Consider the following 19,650-nt stretch of genomic DNA (forward strand, 5'->3'; position numbering starts at 1 on the left):
CCTTATGCCTCCAGGCAGGTTTCGACAAAGAGTTTGAAGGCGCGAGCCCGGTGCGACAGCGCCTGCGGCTTGCCGACGCTCCAGCCGTGTTTTTCCTCGCCGCTCATCTCGCCGAAGGTGACGCCGTAGCCTTCCGGCTGGAAGACCGGATCGTAGCCGAAGCCTTGGCCGCCGCGCGGCGGCCAGACGACGCTGCCCTCCACTTCGCCGCGGAAGAGTTCGGTATGCCCGTCCGGCCAGGCGAGGCAGAGCACGCTGACGAAACGCGCGGTGCGCTGTTCGGGCGTTGTCGCGCCCGCATCCTGCAGCGCTTTTTCCACCTTCGCCATCGCCATGTCGAAATCGCGCGTGCCGTTGGGTGTCTCCGCCCAATTGGCGGTGTAGACGCCGGGATCGCCATCGAGCGCGTCGACCACCAGCCCGGAATCGTCCGACAGCGCCGGCATGCCGGCTGCATTGGCCGAAGCGACCGCCTTGATCGTCGCATTCTCCTCGAAGCTCGTGCCGGTTTCATCCGGTTCGACGAAATTCAGCTCGGCGGCCGACTTGGCGGTGAAGCCGAGCGGCCCGATCAATTCCTGGATCTCGCGGATCTTGCCGGCATTGTGGCTGGCAACGACGATGGTCTTCGTTTCAAGCTTGCGCATTCAGATATCCTGTTCGATGCCCCAGATTTTAGCCTCCGCGCATTCCAGGCTGTTGCCGGCAGGATCGCGGAAATAGATCGAGCGGCCGCCGTTCGGCCAATGCACTTCGGATTCGATCGCCACGCCCGCCGCTCTCAGCCGCTCAGTCATCGCATCGATGTTGCGGCCGGAAACCCGGAAGCAGGCATGGCCCGCTCCGGTCGTGCCATGCGGCGGCACCTGCAGAGCGTCGGACGCCGGCGGCTTGACTGTTTCCTCGGGATTGAAGATCAGCAGCACCCCGGGGCCGCAACGGAAGAAGACATGCCGGTTGGCGGCGCGGGTGATTTTTTCAAGTCCGAGAACGCTCTCGTAGAACGCCTCGGCCTCGTCGAGATCCCGCGCATAGAGCGCCGTTTCCAACATGCCTTCCAGCATGGGGTTCATCCCGCAATCGCCTGTTTCTGCAGGGCGACGAGTTCGCCGATGCCGTTCTTGGCAAGACCCATCAGCGAGGTGAATTCCTCTTCGCTAAACGGTGTGCCTTCGGCCGTGCCCTGGATTTCGACGATCCCGCCGGCACCGGTCATCACGAAGTTGGCGTCGGTCTCGGCCGAGGAATCCTCGAGGTAATCGAGGTCGATCACCGGCTGGCTGGCGAAAACGCCGCAGGAGATGGCGGCGACATGATCCTTCAGGACCCGGTCGACCTTGATCATGTTGCGGCTTTCCATCCATTTCAGGCAGTCGTAAAGCGCGATCCAACCACCGGTGATCGAGGCCGTCCGGGTGCCGCCATCGGCCTGGATGACGTCGCAATCAAGGGTGATCTGCCGCTCGCCAAGCGCCTGCAGATCGACGACGGCGCGCAGCGACCGGCCGATCAGCCGCTGGATTTCCTGGGTGCGGCCGCCCTGCTTGCCGGCTGCGGCCTCGCGCTTCATGCGCTCGCCGGTCGCCCGCGGCAGCATGCCGTACTCCGCCGTGACCCAGCCCTTGCCGCTATTGCGCAGCCATGGCGGCGTCTTTTCTTCGAGGCTGGCCGTGCAGAGCACATGCGTATCGCCGAATTTCACCAGGCACGAGCCTTCCGCATGCTTGGAAAAATTGCGCTCGAACGAGACCTTGCGCATCTGGTCGATTTTTCTGCCTGAAGGCCGCATTCTTATCTCCTGGGGTTTGTTGACCGCTTCTACGATTGGCGGCGCCTATTTGCAAATTCCCTTTTGCCACGGCTGCGAGTTTGACTTACTTTTCGCGAAGTATCATCAGCGCGGGTTCGTAAGCTTCATGGGCATCAGGTCGACATCGGTTTCGGATGCCGTTGCTGCGCTGGACGAGCGCTCCAGGGAAATTTTTCGCCGCATCGTCGAAGGCTATCTGGAGAGCGGCGAGCCGCTCGGTTCGCGCAATCTGTCCCGCCTGCTGCCGATGTCGCTGTCGCCGGCCTCGGTGCGCAACGTCATGAGCGATCTCGAAGATCTCGGCCTCATCTATTCGCCGCATATCAGCGCCGGCCGGCTGCCGACCCAGATCGGCCTGCGTTTCTTCGTCGATGCCTTCATGCAGGTCGGCGACCTCTCCGCCGAGGACCGCGCCAGCATCGACCGCCAGGTGCGGGCCGAAAGCGGCGGCAATCCGGTGGAATCGATGATGAACGAGGCGAGCCGCATGCTGTCCGGCATTTCGCGCGGTGCCGGCCTGGTCATCACCTCGAAAAGCGATCCGGTGCTCAAACATGTCGAGTTCATCCGGCTGGAGCCGACAAAGGCGCTGGCCGTGCTCGTCGGCGATCACGATCAGGTGGAAAACCGCATCATCGAGCTGCCGGCGGGCGTCACCTCCTCGCAGCTGGCGGAGGCGGCGAATTTTCTCAACGCCCATATGTCCGGGCAGACCCTGCCGGAGCTGCGCAAACAACTCAGCCAGCTGAAGGATAACGTCCGCCACGAGCTCGATGCCCTGTCGCGTGATCTCGTCGAGCGCGGCATCGCCGTCTGGGCCGGCAGCCCGGACGAGGGGAAGCCGGCGCAGCTGATCATCCGCGGCCGCGCCAACCTGCTCGAAGGTCTCGCCGGCGCCGAGGATCTCGACCGGCTGCGGCTGCTGTTCGACGATCTCGAAAAGAAGGACAGCCTGATCGAGATCCTCAATCTTGCCGAAACCGGCTCGGGCGTGCGCATCTTCATCGGATCGGAAAACAAGCTCTTCTCGTTGTCCGGCTCGTCGCTCATCGTCGCGCCCTATCGGGACGACGACGATCGCATCGTCGGCGCAGTCGGCGTCATCGGCCCGACGCGGCTCAATTATTCCCGCATCGTGCCGATGGTGGACTACACCGCCCAGCTCGTATCCCGGCTTTCGCGCAATCCGCTTTGACCAGTTTGACGAAGACCGCGGAATTTTCGCTTCTTTGTCACGCAGACTTGATTTTTTTCGGTCAAACCTCGATATCGGGCGCATCTGAAGACACCAACCGGAGACCGTCATGACCGATGACACGACGAAAAACGGACCTGACGCAACTGCGGCCGATGCCGCAGCCGACGCTGCCGCCTACGTCGAGAACGATATTGCGCAGGAAGAGGCCCCCCAGCCTGATGCACTCGAGCTTCTGAAAGCCGAAAACGGCGAACTGCGCGACCGCTACCTGCGCCTTGCCGCCGAGATGGACAACCTGCGCCGCCGCACCGAGCGCGAGGTCAAGGACGCCAAGTCCTATTCCGTCGCCGGTTTCGCGCGTGACATGCTCGCCGTCTCGGACAATCTGCGCCGGGCGCTGGATGCCATCCCGGCAGAGGTCAAGGACGCGGCCGATGCCGGCCTGACCACGCTGATCGAGGGCGTCGAGATGACCGAGCGCGCCATGCTGTCGGCGCTCGAGCGCCACGGCGTTCGCAAGCTGGAGCCGGTCGGCCAGAAATTCGACCCGAATTTCCATCAGGCGATGTTCGAAGTGCCGAACCCGGATGTGCCGAACAACACGGTCGTCCAGGTCGTGCAGGCAGGCTTTTCCATCGGCGAGCGCGTGCTGCGCCCGGCCATGGTCGGCGTCGCCAAGGGCGGCCCGAAGGCCGCCGAAGCTGAAACCAATTCGGTCTTCGACGAGAAGGACGCCTGAAACCTTCTCCCTTCGGAGAAGGGTGCCGAAATCAGATGCGGGCGAAGCGTTCGATCAACAGATCGAAGAAGCCGTCCGCATCGACGTGGCGCATGACTTTTGCGTTGCGCTTGCGCTCGGTGACATGCCACCAGTCGACGACCGTCATGCCGACCGTGAGTTCGGAGTGGATCTCGATCTCGACATTGCAGTCCCGGCCCTTGAAAAGCTCCGGCTTCAGCAGATAGGCGATCACGGTGGGGTCATGCAGCGGCCCGCCGTCGGAGCCGTATTTCTCGATATCGAAGCGTTCGAAGAATTCCAGCATCTCGACCATCGCCTTTGCCGGCGCCGTGCCGATCTCGGCCATGCGCTTCACCCGATCCTTGCGGGTCAGCAACTGGTGGGTCACGTCAAGCGGCATCATCACGATCGGAACGCCTGAGCGGAAGACGATATCGGCGGCCTCGGGATCGACGTAAATGTTGAATTCGGCTGCCGGCGTGATGTTGCCGCCCTCGAAAAAGCCGCCGCCCATCATCACCAATTCGCGGATGCGCGGAGCGATGTCGGGCGCCTTCTGCAAGGCCATGCCGATATTGGTCAGCGGCCCGAGCGTGCAGAGCGTCACCGTGCCTTCTTCCTCACGCCGCAGCGTCTCGATGATGAAGTCGACGGCATGGCCGGTCTGCAGCGCCATCGTCGGCTCGCTGAGCTCAGGACCGTCGAGGCCGGTCTTGCCGTGCACATGTTCGGCGGTCACCAGCTTGCGGGCGATCGGCGCGTCGGCGCCGGCAAAGACCTTCGTCTCCGTCCGGCCGCAGAGTTCGCAGACAATGCGCGCATTGCGGCTGGTGAGCGTAAGCGGCACATTGCCGGCGACCGTGGTGATCCCCAGCAGCTCCAGCTCGTCGGGACTGCCGAAGGCCAGCAGGATGGCGGCCGCGTCGTCCTGGCCGGGATCCGTGTCGATGATGATCTTTCTTGCGCTTGCCATCCGATGCACCGTTTTCTTCGTTTCTCGTCACAAATCGGCACATTCTGCGCCGGCACGTTTTGATGCGAGGCAGCCGCCGCTTTGTCAAGCAAGGAGCCGTCACCACCTTAAAATTGAGGGGTGGTGCCGAGACGTCACCCGCGTCTTGCAGCGCCGGGATGCGGTCCCCATATTAGCGGCATCCGGATGCTGCCCTTAAGGTCCGGGATGGTCGCTTGCATCAAGGACTTGAAAAGAGATGAGCCGCATTACCCCTTTCGCCAGCCCGCTGCTTCTGGGCTTCGATGCCATGGAAAAGACGCTGGAGCGCATTTCCAAGGCCAGCGACGGATATCCGCCTTACAATATCGAACGCATCGGCGCCGACAGCGGCGCGCCGGAACGTCTGCGCATTACGCTGGCTGTCGCCGGTTTCGGCGAGGAGGAACTCGATGTTTCCATTGAGGAGAACCAGCTTCTGATTCGCGGCCGTCAGGTGGAGCACGGCGAACGGGACTATCTCTATCGCGGCATCGCCGCCCGTCAGTTCCAGCGCACCTTCGTTCTGGCCGACGGCATGCAGGTGCTCGGCGCCGGCCTGAAAAACGGTTTGCTCTCCGTCGATCTAATTCGACCGGAGCCCGCCCGCATGGTCAAGAAAATTAACATTTCGGTCTCACAGTAGCACAACGGTTTGTCGAACCGTTGGTCCCTTCTTCCGGAGGAACAGGAATGTTGATGAAAGAAGCCACGTCTCACTTGACCAAATCCGAGCTTGCCCACATCGGCAGCGGCGAGGTCGCCTATATCAGAAAGATGCGCACCGAAGAGGTCGCCAAGTGCTTTCCCGAGGCGCCGGATATCGATCCGAACGTCGATCTCTGGGCACTTTTCGGCGCCGACGGCACGCCGATCCTCTTGACGGACAACCGCTCCAGCACCTTCTTCAAGGCTGCCGAGGACGAACTGAAGACGGTCAGCCTGCACTGACCGTCAGACAGCGCTTGTCGCGTTGCGCCGCGATTGCGGTGCATCAGGCATTTGTAGCGATGCCGCTTCGAGATAAACTGATCGTCGTTGGTGCCGTGTGGCCCCCTCATCCGACCCTGCGGGCCACCTTCTCCCCGCTGAGGAGAAGAGGGGAGCAAGGCGCGCCGAGACTGCCCAACGAATCCGCCTCTTCCGAGCACTCCATTTTCAATGGGGTCATAGGCGAAGCGGCAATCTCCCTCTTCTCCCCAGCGGGGAGAAGGTGGCCCGAAGGGTCGGATGAGGGGGCCGCACGGCACGCCTCTCACTATCGCCCTTCAACCGCTGCTAGTCGCCTCACGCCGACGAACATTGCGTCATGTTCGCCGACTTCGCTGAGCCTCAGATTTTCCTGAATGTCAGATAGGCCGAAGACCGGCCCTCGCGCCGGGCCTTGGCCTCGTAGCGGGTGCTCGGCCAGCCCTCGTAGGGTGTCAGCCAATCCGCCGCATTGTCGGCCATCCAGTCGAAGCCGCCATGGTCGCGGCATTTGAGCAGCGTCCAGTTCACATAGGTGTCGATGTCGGAGGCGAAGCAGAACAGGGCGCCGGGCTTCAGCACGCGGTGAAAGCGGTCGAGATTGGTCTTCGAGACGAAGCGCCGTTTCCAGTGCTTTCGCTTCGGCCAGGGATCGGGATAGAGCAGGTCGATCTGATCGAGCGAAGCGTCCGGCAGCCAGTCGAGCAGTTGCGTCGCGTCGTCGTTGTAGACGCGGATATTGCGCGCCCCGGTCTCACCGATGCGCGACAGCAGCTTCTGCATGGAATTGACGAAGGGTTCGACGCCGACAAAGCCGGTCGAAGGCCTCTCCAGGGCGCGGTGGATCAGATGTTCGCCGCCGCCGAAACCGATTTCCAGCCGCAATTTTTCGACCGGAGTCGGGAAGAGGGATGTCAGCGGCTCCGGTGGAGCCGCTGAGAGATCGATAAGGAATGCCGGCAGCAGACTGTTCAGCGTCTCGGCCTGGTGTTCGCGCAGGGCCTTGCCCTTGCGGCGACCGAAGAAGGCTTCAGTCGCCCGGCCGCGGCGTTCCATATCCGTCATGCTTTATCTCAGGCCTTCACGCTTTCCTTGAGCGCCTTGACGAGGTCCGTGCGCTCCCAGGAGAACGAGCCGTCGCGGCCGGCCTTGCGGCCGAAATGGCCATAAGCGGAGGTCTTCGCATAGATCGGCTTGTTGAGGTCGAGATGGCGGCGGATGCCTGACGGAGACAGGTCCATGTTCTTGCGGATCGCTGCTTCGACCTGATCTTCGCTGAACTTGCCGGTGCCGTGCAGGTCGACATAGATCGACAGCGGCTGGGCGACGCCGATCGCGTAGGAAATCTGGATCGTGCAGCGGTCGGCAAGGCCGGCGGCAACGACGTTTTTCGCCAGATAGCGGGCGGCATAGGCAGCCGAACGGTCGACCTTCGTCGTGTCCTTGCCGGAGAATGCGCCGCCGCCATGCGGAGCGGCACCGCCGTAGGTGTCGACGATGATCTTGCGGCCGGTGAGGCCCGCATCGCCGTCCGGTCCGCCGATGACGAACTTGCCGGTCGGGTTGATGTACCACTTGCAATCGTCAGCGATCTTCAGTTCGCCGAGCGCTTCGCGGATATAGGGCTCGACGACGGCGCGGACCTTCTTCGAATCCCAGCTTTCGTCGAGATGCTGGGTCGAAAGCACGATCGACGTCGCTTCGGACGGCTTGCCGTCGACGTAGCGCACGGTCACCTGGCTCTTGGCGTCGGGGCCGAGCTTGGCGACTTCGCCGTCACCCTTCTTGCGGGCAACCGCGAGCAGCTGCAGGATCTTGTGGGAATAATAGATCGGCGCCGGCATCAGATCCGGCGTTTCGCGGCAGGCGTAACCGAACATGATGCCCTGGTCGCCGGCGCCTTCGTCGCCCTGCTGGTCGGCGGCGCTGTCGACGCCCTGCGCAATGTCGGCCGACTGCGAGTGCAGGAGCACGTCGATCTTGGCCTTCTTCCAGTGGAAGCCGTCCTGCTCGTAACCGATATCCTTGATGGCGCGGCGGGCGGCGGCCTTGAACTTCGACGGATTGATGACGTCCTTGCCGTCCTTGTCCTTCTTCATCAGGCTCGGGGGCAGGCGGACTTCGCCGGCGATGACGACGCGGTTGGTGGTCGCCAGCGTTTCGCAGGCAATGCGCACGCCCCACGGATTGACGCCTGTTTTGGCCGCTTCGCGGTAGACCAGATCGACGATCTCGTCGGAGATGCGGTCGCAGACCTTATCTGGATGACCTTCGGCAACAGATTCGCTGGTAAAGAGATAATTCGCGCGCATTCCGGGATTCCCCTCAAAGAACAAAAGCTACCTAGTAGGTACTCAGTTCGAGGCCCGATGACAAGCGCAGAAGGACATAAATATATCTTTATATCTGCGGCAAAGTGACAAATTTTGCCCCAAAAACGTAGAAAAGGCGGCCTTTCGACCGCCTTTGGGATTCTGCGATTGGTGTGGCTCAGTCGGAGTCGGCCTCGGCTGCCAGAGCCTTCACCAGCTCCACGACCTTGCGGCGAACCTTCGGATCGGAAATCTTGACGAAGGCGCGGTTGAGCTGCAGGCCTTCGGAAGAGGAGAGGAAATCGACGACGTAATTCGAGCTGGAGGCTTCGGCCATGCCGCCGCCGGCGCCTGCATGTTCGCCGGGTGCGTCCTCGAAGAAAAAGGAAACCGGAACATTGAGGATGTTCGAGATGTTCTGCAGACGGCTTGCGCCGACGCGGTTGGTGCCCTTTTCGTATTTCTGGATCTGCTGGAATGTGATGCCGAGGCTTTCGCCGAGTTTTTCCTGGCTCATGCCCAGCATTGTTCGGCGAAGACGAATACGGCTGCCAACGTGGATGTCGATCGGATTCGGCTTCTTTTTGTTTTCAATCATGGTCGTGCCCTAGCTAAGAATTTCAACCTGTTTAACCGGCATGCCCCTGATCCATCCCAAACGCCACGTTGCAAGCGGTGAGAACCCACCTTTGAACATACGTCCGGAACGCCGATTGTCATCACTATGCAATTTTAGGGGTTTTTGGTCAATTCAACCCGGAAATAAAACCTCTACGAGAAACCAGCGCAATCAAAATGAGCAGCGCCTCGGTCAACCAGAAGTATGTTTGCCGGGGGAATGTCGTCCCCGCTTCTACGCCGAACCTATCAACAGTTGCATCAATAAAGCCGGTTTGTTCGAGATCGAGGCCGGCAATAATTTCCCCCTGTGCATTCACAATTGCTGAAATACCGCTGTTGGCGTCGCGAATCAGCGGCAGTCCGGTTTCGACGGCCCGCACCCGCGCCTGCTGGAAGTGCTGATAGGGGCCGGGCGTCGCACCGAACCAGGCATCATTGGTGATATTGAGGATCGCATTGGCGTCTTCGATGTCGCCGGTCATTTCATCGGGGAAAATGATCTCGTAGCAGATCAGCGGATAGAGATTGAGCCCGCCGGGCAGCGCCAGCAGGTGTCGGCTCACCGCCGCCGAAAACCCGCCCGGCATTTCGACGACGTTCTGGATGCCGAATTCGGTGAGTAGATCCTCGAAGGGAAGGTATTCGCCGAACGGCACCAGATGCACCTTGTCGGAAGCGGCGATGATCTGACCGCGGCCGTCGATCACATAGATGGAATTATAGTAGCGCGTCGGCGTGCCGGGTCCCATCTCCTCGGCGCGCACGGCCCCGGCGATCAGGATCTGGTTGTCGTCGAGCATATCGGCGATCCGTGTCAGCGCATCCTGGTTGTCGGTCAGGATGAAGGGGATGGCGGTTTCCGGCCAGACGATGATATCGGGCTTGCGTCCGCCATTTTTCGGTGCTTCGGCAGACAGCTTCAGATGCGTCTCGAAGATCGCATTGCGGTCGGCGTCGTTGTCCATCTTCGCCGCCTGGTCGATATCAGGCTGCACCAGCCGCACCACCGGCCGCTTATCCTCCGGCAAGGCTTCGGCCCGCGGCGCCACATAAAGGGCATAAGCGCCGTAGCCGAGATGGGCGGCAAACAGCAGGACGGCAAGCGCGATACCCGCCCGTGCGCCTTGCCGGGTGCCGGCAAGAGCCGGCGCAGAGAAGACGAAGACGGCAAGCGTCGTCACCCCCATCGCCCCGATCACATGCGCCGACTGCATCATCAGCGGAACCGGCATCATGCCGTAGCCGATGGCGTTCCAGGGAAAGCCTGTCAGGATTACGCTGCGAAGCCATTCCATCAGCCCGAAGCCGGCTGCCAGTGCGGCGATCCGTCCCATGCCGTCGGACCAGAAGATGCGGGCAAGGGCCGCCGCCAGCCCATAGAAAATCGCCAGACAGGCCGGCAGCCCGAGAATGGCGAGTGGCAGCGCCCAGGCGAATTCCTCCTGATCGACCAGCAGCGCATGGCCGAGCCACCAGAGACCGGCGACGAAATAGCCGAAGCCGAACAGCCAGCCGGTGGCAAATGCCGGCCACAGCCTGCCGACCAGGCCGCTATCAGGCGAAGCCGCGGCCCCGTCGATCAGCCAGACGAGCAGTGTGAAGGAGACGAACATTGCTGCGAAGAAGCCGAAGGGCGGCAGCGCCAGCACGGCGAATGCTCCGGCGGCGATGGCCAGCAGCGACCGTTTGAAACCCCAGACGAGGATAACCCTGTCCGCAAGCCGCTCCATGCGCACTCCCATCAAAAACCGCGAATCAACCCATTCGCAGTCTTTCAAAAAAGCGGCTCTTTGTCGTGTCAGTTGGCGGTCGATTCCGCCGGCCGGTCGTCGCCGGCATCGGAGCCGGGCGGGACGTCGCCATCCACCTTGGCGCGGCGGCGGATCGCATGGCGCTTGCGGGTGATGCGCAGCCGCTTGATGCGGCGCGGATCGGCGTCGAGGATGTGGAATTCGAAGCCCGGCAGCGCCTGCACGACCTCGCCACGCACCGGGATGCGGCCGAGCGCGGAGAAGATCAGGCCGCCCAGCGTATCGACCTCGTCGACCTGCTCGCTAATGTCGAAATCCGGCCCGATCGCTGCGGCGATCTCTTCCAGTTCGACGCGGGCGTCGGCGATGAAGACGTCTTCGGCGACCCGCTTGAACATCACCTCTTCGTCGTCATGTTCGTCGTCGATGTCGCCGACCACCATTTCGACGATGTCCTCATGCGAAGCGAGCCCGTCGGTGCCGCCATATTCGTCGATAACAAGCGCCATCTGCGTGCGGTTCACCTGCATGCGGCGCAACAGGTCGGAGGCCAGCATCGACGGCGGCACGAACAGGATCTTGCGGATGATGCCGGCTTCCGTCAGCGTCTTCTGCAGGTCGACGCGGGCGAGATCCAAATTCGGCTTGGCCGGCCGCGTGGTCTTCTGGATATTTTCGGGCGCAACCTCGATTGCCGGCAGCGCCGGCAGGGCCGCGGCCGGTTTCGTCGGGCCGCGGCGCTTGTTGCGCGCCTGCTTGGCGACATAGGAGAGCAGATCGCGGATATGCACCATGCCGCGCGGATCGTCGAGCGTGTCGGCATAGACGGGCATGCGCGAGCGGCCGGATTCCTCGAACAGGATCATCAGTTCGCCGATGGTGATGTTCTGGTCGACCGCCTCGATATCGGCGCGCGGCACCATCACGTCGGCGACGCGCACCTCGCGAAAGCGCAGGATATTGTGCAGCATTGCCCGTTCGTCGGGCGAAAAAGCATCGTTGCCGGCCGCATCGGTCATCAGCGCGTCGGCAAGATCCTCACGCAGCGAGCCCTGCTGCGGGCGAAGGATGCGCGCGGCGCGCGACCAGAAGGATTGAGATCGGCCGGATGGCCGACTACTACTGCCCGCCTCGTCCGAAGAGGAGGATGGCTCGGAGTCCTTGGCGTCTGCCGCCGGCTTCGTCGTAAAGTCGCTCATGGTTCCATTTTAAGGTCTTGACCCTCGTAGGGATCAGATAGGCCGAGCTGCGCCAAAATGCGAGTCTCCAGCCCCTCCATAATTTCGGCTTCGTCACTATTCATATGGTCGTAGCCGAGAAGATGCAAGAAACCGTGCACCAGAAGATGGGTCAGGTGGTCGTCGAAACTCTTTTCGAGCTCGATGGTTTCCCGCTCCACAGTCTCCCGGGCGATGATGATGTCGCCGAGCATCGGACCGGGCATCTTGCCGGGCCGAACCGGAAAGGCCGGAAAGGAGAGCACGTTGGTCGCCTTGTCCTTGCCGCGCCATTCGGCATTGATGTCCTGGATCGAGGCGTCGTCGGTGAAGACAAGCGAGACCTCGGGCGGCATCGTCGGGAAGGGCTGTTTCTCGCTGTCGCGGAGATAGATCACGGCTGCGCCGAGCACGCGTTCGCAAAAGGACAGCAGCGTCTCCTCGCCCGGCCAGCCGATGTCGTCGACGCTGATCTGGATGTCGAGTTCTGCCATCAGTCCTGCCGGCTGACCGCTTCGGCTTCGGCGGCATAGGTGGAATCATAGGCCCTGACGATGCGCCCGACCAGCGGATGGCGGACGACGTCGGTATCCTTGAAGCGCACGATCGAGATGCCCTCGACGCCGTTCAGAAGCTGCAGCGCCTCGACGAGGCCGGATTTGACGCCGCGCGGCAGGTCGATCTGGCTCGGGTCGCCGGTGACGATCATCCGCGCATTCTCGCCGAGACGCGTCAGGAACATCTTCATCTGCATCGATGTCGTGTTCTGCGCTTCGTCGAGGATGATGGCGGCGTTGGCAAGCGTGCGGCCGCGCATGAAGGCGAGCGGCGCGATTTCGATGACGCCGGCGGTGATCGCCCGGTCGACCTTGTCGGCGGGGATCATGTCGTAGAGCGCGTCATAGAGCGGGCGAAGATAGGGATCGACCTTTTCCTTCATGTCGCCGGGCAGAAAGCCCAAGCGCTCGCCCGCCTCGACGGCCGGGCGCGACAGGATGATCTTTTCGACCGCGCCGCGCTCCAGCAGTTGGGCGGCATGGGCGACGGCGAGATAGGTCTTGCCGGTGCCGGCCGGGCCGACGCCGAAGACCAGCTCGGCCCGTTCCAGCGCCCGGATATAGGCGTCCTGCGTCGGCGTGCGGGCAATGATCGTCTTCTTGCGGGTGGAAACCTGCGCCATCGTCAGCTTGGCCTTGCGCTCCATGGTGGGAAGGCTGAGCTGATCGTCGGCGGCGACCGCCATGCGGATTGCGCCCTCGACGTCGGATCGTTCCACGCTGCCGCCTTTCTGAAGTTTTTCATAGAGATAGTCGAGCGTGCGCCGCGCCTGGTTGGTGGTCACGACATCGCCTGTGATGACGACCGAATTGCCGCGGGCCCGCGCATCGATGTTGAGCCGTTCCTCGAGCAGCTTGAGGTTCTGGTCGAATTGACCGAAAAGCTCGCTGGCGAAGCGGTTGTTCTCGAACGTCAGGACGAAGTGATTGGAGTCGCTCGGCGTGCGGGGGTGGCGCGGTGAAGAAGAAACCAATTCTTGTCCGTTCAAGCGGTCGGGCTCCTTGGGTTAAACCGCAGCCTCTGCGCGTTCGGCAAACAGGCTGTTGTTTCCGGTTCCGGTGATTCGCACTTTAATAATGTCACCGATTTGCGATGCTTTTGCATCAACATTCACGGATTGAAGCCAGGGAGAACGGCCGATCAGCTGTTCCGGCATGCGACCGGGCTTTTCCAGCAACAGGTGGATCTCTTTGCCGATGCAGGATTCGGCAAATTCCTGCTGCTGCTTCAGGAGAAGCGCTTGCAGGCGTTCCAGCCGTTCTGCCTTGATCTGTTCCGGCACCTGGTCCTTCAGTTCCGCGCCGGGCGTGCCCGGCCGTGTCGAGTATTTGAACGAAAAGGCCTGTGCATAACGGACCTCCTCCACAAGCCTGAGTGTATCCTCAAAATCGGCGTCTGTCTCCCCCGGAAAGCCGGTAATGAAATCGCCCGACAGCGCGATATCGGGCCGCACCGTGCGGATGCGCGCAATCAGGCTGAGATATTCGGCTGCCGTATGGCGCCGGTTCATGGCTTTGAGGATACGGTCGGAGCCCGATTGCACCGGCAGGTGCAGATAGGGCATCAGCGCCCGGAGATCGCGATGGGCGTCGATCAGCCGGTCGTCCATGTCGCGCGGATGGCTGGTGGTGTAGCGCAGCCGCGCCAGGCCGGGGATCTCGGCAAGCCGGTAGAGCAGGTCGCCGAGGCTCCATGCCTCGCCGCGCGGCCCGGCGCCGTGCCAGGCATTGACGTTCTGTCCAAGCAGGGTGATCTCGCGCACGCCCCCCTCGACGAGCTTTTCGGCTTCCTCGACGATCTGGGCAACCGGCCGCGACACTTCCGAGCCGCGCGTATAGGGCACCACGCAGAAGGTGCAGAACTTGTCGCAGCCCTCCTGCACCGTCAGGAAGGCGGTGACGCCGCGGGCGCGGATCTTCCGGCTCTCGGCAATCGGCAGATGCTCGAACTTGTCCTCGATCGCATAGTCCGTATCGACGACGCGCTGGCCCTCCTTGGCCCGGCGCAGCGCCTCCGGCAGGCGGTGATAGGTCTGCGGGCCGATGACGACGTCGACGGCGGGCGCCCGGCGCAGGATCTCCTCGCCTTCGGCCTGGGCGACGCAGCCGGCAACGCCGATCATCATCTCCCGTCCGTCCGCCGCCTTCTTCTTTTTCATGTCGCGCAGCCGTCCGAGCGCCGAATAGACCTTCTCGGCCGCCTTCTCTCGTATATGGCAGGTGTTGAGCAGAACCAGGTCCGCCTCTTCCATATCCTCAGTCGGTTCATAGCCGTCGCGGGCGAGCGCATCGCTCATGCGCGTGGAATCATAGACGTTCATCTGGCAGCCATAGGTCTTGATGAAGACCTTGCGGCTGTTGGAACCATCGCGGAGCATCGGCTCCGGGGCCTGAAGGAGGGCGTTGTCCTGTGTCATGGCGCGCTATTTAGTGGTTTTTGCCGCCTGAGAAAATCGAAATCTTCTTTCAGGAGATTTCCCGCCCACGCAGGCGGCTATTTAAGAGATTGCGGATGCGCGAGGCGATGGTCGCGCTCACTTCCTTGCGATTGGTGTCGGCGCGGTATTCCACCGCCTCGCCGAAGGAAACCTCGGCGTCGATCGCGCCGCATCGCACGATATCGATCAGATGCGGCAGCAGCTCGATATCCCCCGGCCAGGCGGCGAGCGGCCGGTGATAGCGGCCCATGGCGATGCCGTGGACTCTTGTATAGGCAACCGCCACCGGCTGCACCACGACGGTTCCTGTGGGCGAAGCGGGCACGGCCATCGCGGCAGCGCCGAATAGCGAGGACTTGACCTCCAGCAGCCGGTTGCCGTCCGAGGTCGTGCCCTCGGGGAAGAGCACGACAATCTCGCCATCGGCCATCCGCCCGGCGATCTCATTGGCCTGATGGCCGGTCTTGCGCCTCTCCTCGCGCACGACGAAGACGCTCTTCTGCAGCTTGGCGAGCGTGCCGAAGATCGGCCATTCCGCCACCTCGATCTTGGCGATGAAGGCGACGTCGGCAACCGCCGACAGCACCATGATATCCATCCAGGAGGAATGATTGGAGCAGAGCATCAGCGGCCGGCGCGCTTCCAGCTGGCCGGTGACGCGGACGCGGATGCCGAGACAACAGCAGATGATACGGTGCCAGACGCGCGGCAGCCGGCGCCGAAGCCGCCAGTCGAAACGCAGGGCGAGCAGCTGCAGCGGCACGAGCACGATGCTGACGATCAGGATGACGACCGCAGCACAGGCAATGCGCAGCCAGGCGATCAAATGCTGGTCTCCCCGGCGGCCATTGCTTCAGAGGTCTTCCTTCTTCAGCGGAATGCCGTAGAGTTCCAGCCGGTGGTCGACCAGCTTGAAGCCGTGCTCGCGGGCGATGCGCTCCTGCAGCGCCTCGATCTCCGGCGAGCGGAATTCGATGACCGTGCCGGTCTTCAGATCGATCAGGTGGTCGTGATGCTCTTCCGGCACCGTTTCATAGCGCGAGCGCCCGTCGCGGAAATCGTGGCGGGCGATGATGCCGGCATCCTCGAACAGTTTTACCGTGCGGTAGACGGTCGAGATCGAGATCTTCGCATCGACCTTTACCGAGCGGCGGTAGAGCTCTTCGACATCGGGATGGTCTTCCGAATCTTCGAGGATGCGCGCGATCACGCGGCGCTGCTCGGTCATGCGCATGCCGCGTTCGGTGCAAAGCTCCTCAAGGGTCTTGGCTACATCAGGCATGGCCCGCCTTCAAAAGATATTCGTCCTGCGACAATGCCGGACGGCGTATGCGCCCGCCAGCATGTCATCTCTCTGTCAGGGAACTAGCGAAGAACGCGCTTCATGACAAGCGCCGTGGAGAGGGCGCCGTTTTCCTGCTTGTAATAACCCTTGCGTTCCCCGACCTTTTCGAAGCCGAGCTTGCGATAGAGGCCAAGCGCTGCCGTATTGCCGTCGTCGACCTCGAGAAACATGCTCTCGCCGCCGCGGGCGCGGGCTTCCCGCATTGCCGCCTGCATCAGCCGCCAGCCAAGCCCGGCGCGGGCGACCTTCGCCTGCACGGCGATCGTCAGGATCTCCGCCTCGCCGGCGACATGGCGGGCGAGGATGAAGCCGGGAAGCGGCTTTTTCAGGATGGCGTTGGTCTGACGGGCAACGAAGCCGAACACGGTGTCCTGCATCAGCAACCCGTGAAATTCACCATCGCCCCAGGGCCGGGCAAAACGCTCGCCGTGCAGGACGGCGACATCGCGGCAATCCTCGCGCTCCATGGCGATGATCTCGAATTCCGGCTTCAGCGTCAGATAGGCTTCCAGCATCGTCATACTCGTCGGACAATCGCATACCCGGCCTGCGGCTTGGCATCGGGTCCGCGCAGATAAAGGGGCTTCGGCTTTCCGGCATCGGGGGAGGCGGCAGCACCGAGGCGCGCCACGACGGAGATCGGGAAATTGTTGCTGTGATCGCCATGGGCGCCCGCCTTCAGCAGCGGCGTCGCCGAACCGGTGATCTCGCCGTCGAAACCGGCGGCAAAAGCCTGCGCTTGCGCAAGGCTTAACGCCCGTGGCGCGTCGAGGGCCGAACCGTCTGGTGAGAAGGACTGGAGGTAAATTTCGTCCCGCTTGGCGTCCATCGCGGCCAGCACGGCGCGGCCGGGCGTCTTTTCGCGCTGGGCTGATGCCATGACCTCGAGCGTGGTGACGCCGACGGCGGGCACATTGAGGGAAAGCGCAAAACCGCGGGCTGCGGCAACGCCGACGCGGATACCGGTAAAAGAGCCGGGACCGATGGTGACGGCAATGCGGTCGATATCGGAAAGCGCCATATCAGCCTGATCGAGCGCGCGATCGACGATACCGATCAGATGTTCAGCATGCCCCTTGCCGATCATGTCCGATGCCTCCCCCAGCATCGTATTCCTGCCGCTGTCGTAAACGGCGGCAGCGCAGTCTACACCTGCCGTGTCGAGCGCCAGAACAATCATGCCATCAATTTCCGAAAAATCTATTGTCGCCCGATGATAAATTCATCCGGCCGAACGGGAGATGAACGGCCGGACGAACTCACGTTTTTAAGCGGCAATCACTTCCTGCACTTCCGGAACGAAATGGCGCAGCAGGTTCTGGACGCCGTGCTTCAGCGTTGCCGTCGAAGACGGGCAGCCGGCGCAGGAACCCTTCATGTTCAGATAGACCTTGCCGTCCTTGAAGCCGCGGAAGGTGATGTCGCCGCCGTCTTGGGCAACGGCGGGGCGCACGCGGGTCTCCAGAAGCTCCTTGATGGTCAGCACGATCGACTCGTCGCCTTCGTCAAAAAACTCGTCGCCGGCGTCAACGTCTTCCGAAAGGATGGAGGCATCGCCCATGACAGGCTTGCCCGACATGAAATGCTCCATGATCGAGCCCAATATAGCCGGCTTAAGATGCTGCCATTCGGCATCGTCCTTGGAGACGGAAATGAAATCATAGCCGAAATAGACGCCGGTGACGCCCGGTATTTCGAACAGGCGGGCGGCGAGCGGCGAAGCTTCGGCCTCCTCCGCACTGCGGAACTCGGCCGTGCCGTTTTCCATCACCACCTTGCCCGGCAGGAACTTCTGCGTGGCGGGGTTCGGCGTGGCTTCGGTCTGAATGAACATCTGGGTCTCCATGCGGCGGCCCATGGCCACGCCGTCTTTAGAACTCTTCAAAAGAAGATAAGCCGTTTGCCGGTGCCATTCAAGAGATTTTTACTCAAGAAATTATCAGCAGAGGGCGTCGATTTCCTCATTGGTCAGCGTATCCGGCAGCACGGTGACCGGGATCGGAAACGCCGCCGCGCGGCCGGCGATCGACGAGACCAGCGGTCCCGGGCCTTCCTTCGCCGAACCGGCGGCCAGAACGAGGATCGCCACATCGCGGTCGTCCTCGATCACGGCATTGATCTGTTCGGCCGCACCACCTTCGCGGATGACGATCTCCGGCTCGATGCCGATCGTCTCGCGCACGATCTGGGCGATCTTGGCAACGACCGCCTCGGCCTCCTCACGCGCCTCGGCCCGCATGATCGCCTCGACGCCGAGCCATTGCTGGAAATCCCCGTCGGGAATGACGTAGAGCAGCACCAGCCCGCCATTGGAATTCTTCGCGCGCCGGCCGGCATAATGAACGGCGCGCTGGCATTCGGGTGTACCGTCGATCACCGCCATGAATTTGCGGCGATGACCTTCGAGCCGTGAGAGTCGCTTCGATACCATGGCGCGGACTCTGACACCCGAAGCGGAAAATTTGCAAGCCCAGTTTTTCCCCTTCTCCCCCGGGAGAAGGTTCTCTTCTCCCCCGCCGGGGGAGAAGAAGAGATCAACCTCAGTAGAGGAAGCCGATCACGTCGCGGACTTGGCTCATCGTCACCTCGGCGCGGGCCCTGGCGCGTTCGCCGCCCTTGCGCAGGATGGCGTCGATATGGCTGGTATCGTCCATCAGCCGGCGCATCTCGCCGGTGATCGGCGCCAGCACATGGATGGCGAGATCGACCAGCGCCGGCTTGAAGACGGAGAATTGCTGGCCGCCGAATTCGGCAAGCACCTCGGCCTTCGATTTGTCGGCCAGCGCCGCATAGATCGCCACCAGATTGTCGGCTTCCGGCCGGCCCTGCAGCCCGTCCACCTCGCTCGGCAAACCATCCGGATCGGTCTTTGCCTTGCGGATCTTCTTCGAGATCGCGTCCTCGTCGTCCATCAGGTTGATGCGCGAGAGATCGGAAGGATCGGATTTCGACATTTTCTTGGTGCCGTCGCGCAGCGACATGACCCGCGGCGCCGGTCCGCCGATCAGCGGCTCCACCATCGGGAAATAGGCATGCACCGGCTCGTTGCCGACGGTGATGTCGATGCCATAGCCGGTCTTGCGAATATGCTCGGCATAATCGAGATTGAACTTCATCGCGATATCGCGGGCAAGCTCCAGATGCTGCTTCTGATCCTCACCAACAGGCACATGGGTGGCGCGGTAGACAAGAATGTCGGCGGCCATCAGGCTCGGATAGGCGTAAAGGCCGAGCGAGGCCTGCTCGCGGTCCTTGCCGGCCTTGTCCTTGAACTGCGTCATGCGGTTCATCCAGCCGATGCGGGCGACGCAATTGAAGATCCAGGCAAGTTCGGCATGCTGCGGCACGGCCGACTGGTTGAAGACGATATGTTTTTCCGGATCGATGCCGGCGGCAATGAAGGCGGCGGCGATCGAGCGCGTCTGGCTCTGCATGTCCTCATGCACGAGCTGGGCGGTGAGCGCATGCATGTCGACGACGCAGTAGATGCAGTCATTGCCCTCCTGCAGCGCCACGAAGCGGCGGATCGCGCCGAGATAATTGCCGAGATGCAGATTGCCGGTCGGCTGCACGCCGGAGAATACGAGTTTCTTGAATTCGCTCATGTCGTCCTCAATAGGCTGGTGGAGGGCCCCAGGGCTGTTCGCCCATGTTGCTAACGCCGCGGCTTATGCACGGGCAGCCGATCGCAATCAAGAG

At 62.3% G+C, this 19,650-nt stretch carries 23 protein-coding genes; 4 read left to right on the forward strand and 19 right to left on the reverse strand.

What is annotated here, in order from left to right:
* Positions 1-2: 2 nt before the first annotated feature.
* From rdgB to rph, 3 genes are read right to left on the reverse strand one after another with little or no spacing between them, the layout of a single operon-like run.
* Positions 3-647: an RdgB/HAM1 family non-canonical purine NTP pyrophosphatase gene (gene rdgB / locus FHX14_RS07385; RefSeq protein WP_184376720.1), complete on the reverse strand. Its 645-nt coding sequence runs from the start codon at positions 645-647 to the stop codon at positions 3-5.
* On the reverse strand, positions 648-1,073 hold the full coding sequence (locus FHX14_RS07390) for a VOC family protein (RefSeq protein ID WP_184376721.1): 426 nt from the start codon (positions 1,071-1,073) through the stop codon (positions 648-650). It lies immediately after the preceding gene.
* Positions 1,070-1,789, reverse strand: a complete 720-nt coding sequence (gene rph / locus FHX14_RS07395; RefSeq protein ID WP_003589014.1) for a ribonuclease PH — start codon at positions 1,787-1,789, stop codon at positions 1,070-1,072. The genes FHX14_RS07390 and rph overlap by 4 nt, the downstream gene beginning before the upstream one ends.
* 127 nt (positions 1,790-1,916) lie before the next feature.
* On the opposite strand from rph, the gene hrcA reads away from it, so the two are divergent.
* Both hrcA and grpE read left to right on the forward strand, forming a co-directional pair.
* Complete coding sequence (gene hrcA / locus FHX14_RS07400) at positions 1,917-3,005, forward strand: heat-inducible transcriptional repressor HrcA (RefSeq protein WP_003570826.1); 1,089 nt, start codon at positions 1,917-1,919, stop codon at positions 3,003-3,005.
* Between the two features lie 109 nt (positions 3,006-3,114).
* The gene (gene grpE / locus FHX14_RS07405) at positions 3,115-3,747 is read left to right on the forward strand and encodes a nucleotide exchange factor GrpE (RefSeq protein WP_054182041.1); all 633 of its coding nucleotides are present in this window, start codon (positions 3,115-3,117) and stop codon (positions 3,745-3,747) included.
* 31 nt (positions 3,748-3,778) lie between these two features.
* Here grpE and FHX14_RS07410 read toward each other — a convergent pair whose 3' ends face one another.
* Positions 3,779-4,723 carry a nucleoside hydrolase gene (locus FHX14_RS07410; RefSeq protein WP_184376722.1) on the reverse strand — a complete coding sequence of 315 codons (945 nt, stop codon included), beginning with the start codon at positions 4,721-4,723 and terminating at the stop codon, positions 3,779-3,781.
* Positions 4,724-4,961: 238 nt separating this feature from the next.
* On the opposite strand from FHX14_RS07410, the gene FHX14_RS07415 reads away from it, so the two are divergent.
* Positions 4,962-5,387 carry an Hsp20 family protein gene (locus tag FHX14_RS07415; protein ID WP_003589008.1) on the forward strand — a complete coding sequence of 142 codons (426 nt, stop codon included), beginning with the start codon at positions 4,962-4,964 and terminating at the stop codon, positions 5,385-5,387.
* A gap of 47 nt (positions 5,388-5,434) precedes the next feature.
* Entirely contained in the window at positions 5,435-5,692 is a 258-nt protein-coding gene (locus tag FHX14_RS07420) for a DUF1150 family protein (protein ID WP_003570822.1), read from the forward strand.
* Positions 5,693-6,073: 381 nt separating this feature from the next.
* Here the strand turns inward: FHX14_RS07420 and FHX14_RS07425 are convergent, their stop codons facing one another.
* The 15 genes from FHX14_RS07425 to trpS form a co-directional block, all read right to left on the reverse strand.
* Complete coding sequence (locus tag FHX14_RS07425; protein WP_179612662.1) at positions 6,074-6,775, reverse strand: tRNA (guanosine(46)-N(7))-methyltransferase TrmB; 702 nt, start codon at positions 6,773-6,775, stop codon at positions 6,074-6,076.
* A gap of 8 nt (positions 6,776-6,783) precedes the next feature.
* Positions 6,784-8,022 (reverse strand): methionine adenosyltransferase, encoded by a 1,239-nt coding sequence (gene metK / locus FHX14_RS07430; protein ID WP_003589005.1) that lies wholly within the window; start codon positions 8,020-8,022, stop codon positions 6,784-6,786.
* 178 nt (positions 8,023-8,200) lie between these two features.
* Positions 8,201-8,620, reverse strand: coding sequence for a helix-turn-helix domain-containing protein (locus tag FHX14_RS07435; protein WP_003589003.1), 420 nt, complete (start codon positions 8,618-8,620; stop codon positions 8,201-8,203).
* Between the two features lie 148 nt (positions 8,621-8,768).
* Positions 8,769-10,373 carry an apolipoprotein N-acyltransferase gene (gene lnt / locus FHX14_RS07440; protein ID WP_184376723.1) on the reverse strand — a complete coding sequence of 535 codons (1,605 nt, stop codon included), beginning with the start codon at positions 10,371-10,373 and terminating at the stop codon, positions 8,769-8,771.
* Positions 10,374-10,441: 68 nt separating this feature from the next.
* A complete protein-coding gene (locus FHX14_RS07445) occupies positions 10,442-11,593 on the reverse strand; it encodes a hemolysin family protein (protein WP_012556373.1) in 1,152 nt (383 codons plus the stop codon).
* Positions 11,590-12,105, reverse strand: coding sequence for an rRNA maturation RNase YbeY (gene ybeY, locus FHX14_RS07450; protein WP_003588998.1), 516 nt, complete (start codon positions 12,103-12,105; stop codon positions 11,590-11,592). Before ybeY ends, FHX14_RS07445 begins: the two co-directional genes overlap by 4 nt.
* On the reverse strand, positions 12,105-13,157 hold the full coding sequence (locus tag FHX14_RS07455) for a PhoH family protein (RefSeq protein WP_003588996.1): 1,053 nt from the start codon (positions 13,155-13,157) through the stop codon (positions 12,105-12,107). The genes ybeY and FHX14_RS07455 overlap by 1 nt, the downstream gene beginning before the upstream one ends.
* Before the next feature lie 18 nt (positions 13,158-13,175).
* A complete protein-coding gene (miaB, locus tag FHX14_RS07460; protein ID WP_184376724.1) occupies positions 13,176-14,585 on the reverse strand; it encodes a tRNA (N6-isopentenyl adenosine(37)-C2)-methylthiotransferase MiaB in 1,410 nt (469 codons plus the stop codon).
* Positions 14,586-14,634: 49 nt separating this feature from the next.
* Positions 14,635-15,432, reverse strand: a complete 798-nt coding sequence (locus FHX14_RS07465; protein ID WP_184376725.1) for a 1-acyl-sn-glycerol-3-phosphate acyltransferase — start codon at positions 15,430-15,432, stop codon at positions 14,635-14,637.
* Positions 15,433-15,459: 27 nt separating this feature from the next.
* The gene (locus FHX14_RS07470) at positions 15,460-15,888 is read right to left on the reverse strand and encodes a Fur family transcriptional regulator (RefSeq protein WP_003588990.1); all 429 of its coding nucleotides are present in this window, start codon (positions 15,886-15,888) and stop codon (positions 15,460-15,462) included.
* A gap of 83 nt (positions 15,889-15,971) precedes the next feature.
* A complete protein-coding gene (locus FHX14_RS07475; RefSeq protein WP_003570810.1) occupies positions 15,972-16,472 on the reverse strand; it encodes an N-acetyltransferase in 501 nt (166 codons plus the stop codon).
* On the reverse strand, positions 16,469-17,131 hold the full coding sequence (gene tsaB / locus FHX14_RS07480) for a tRNA (adenosine(37)-N6)-threonylcarbamoyltransferase complex dimerization subunit type 1 TsaB (RefSeq protein WP_184376726.1): 663 nt from the start codon (positions 17,129-17,131) through the stop codon (positions 16,469-16,471). Before tsaB ends, FHX14_RS07475 begins: the two co-directional genes overlap by 4 nt.
* A gap of 87 nt (positions 17,132-17,218) precedes the next feature.
* On the reverse strand, positions 17,219-17,785 hold the full coding sequence (locus FHX14_RS07485; protein WP_003588987.1) for a NifU family protein: 567 nt from the start codon (positions 17,783-17,785) through the stop codon (positions 17,219-17,221).
* 105 nt (positions 17,786-17,890) lie between these two features.
* Positions 17,891-18,382, reverse strand: coding sequence for a universal stress protein (locus FHX14_RS07490; RefSeq protein WP_003583845.1), 492 nt, complete (start codon positions 18,380-18,382; stop codon positions 17,891-17,893).
* 109 nt (positions 18,383-18,491) lie between these two features.
* Entirely contained in the window at positions 18,492-19,556 is a 1,065-nt protein-coding gene (trpS, locus tag FHX14_RS07495) for a tryptophan--tRNA ligase (protein ID WP_184376727.1), read from the reverse strand.
* Positions 19,557-19,650: the final 94 nt, after the last annotated feature.

It is taken from the genome of Rhizobium sp. BK619, assembly GCF_014195245.1.
GTDB lineage: Bacteria > Pseudomonadota > Alphaproteobacteria > Rhizobiales > Rhizobiaceae > Rhizobium > Rhizobium acidisoli.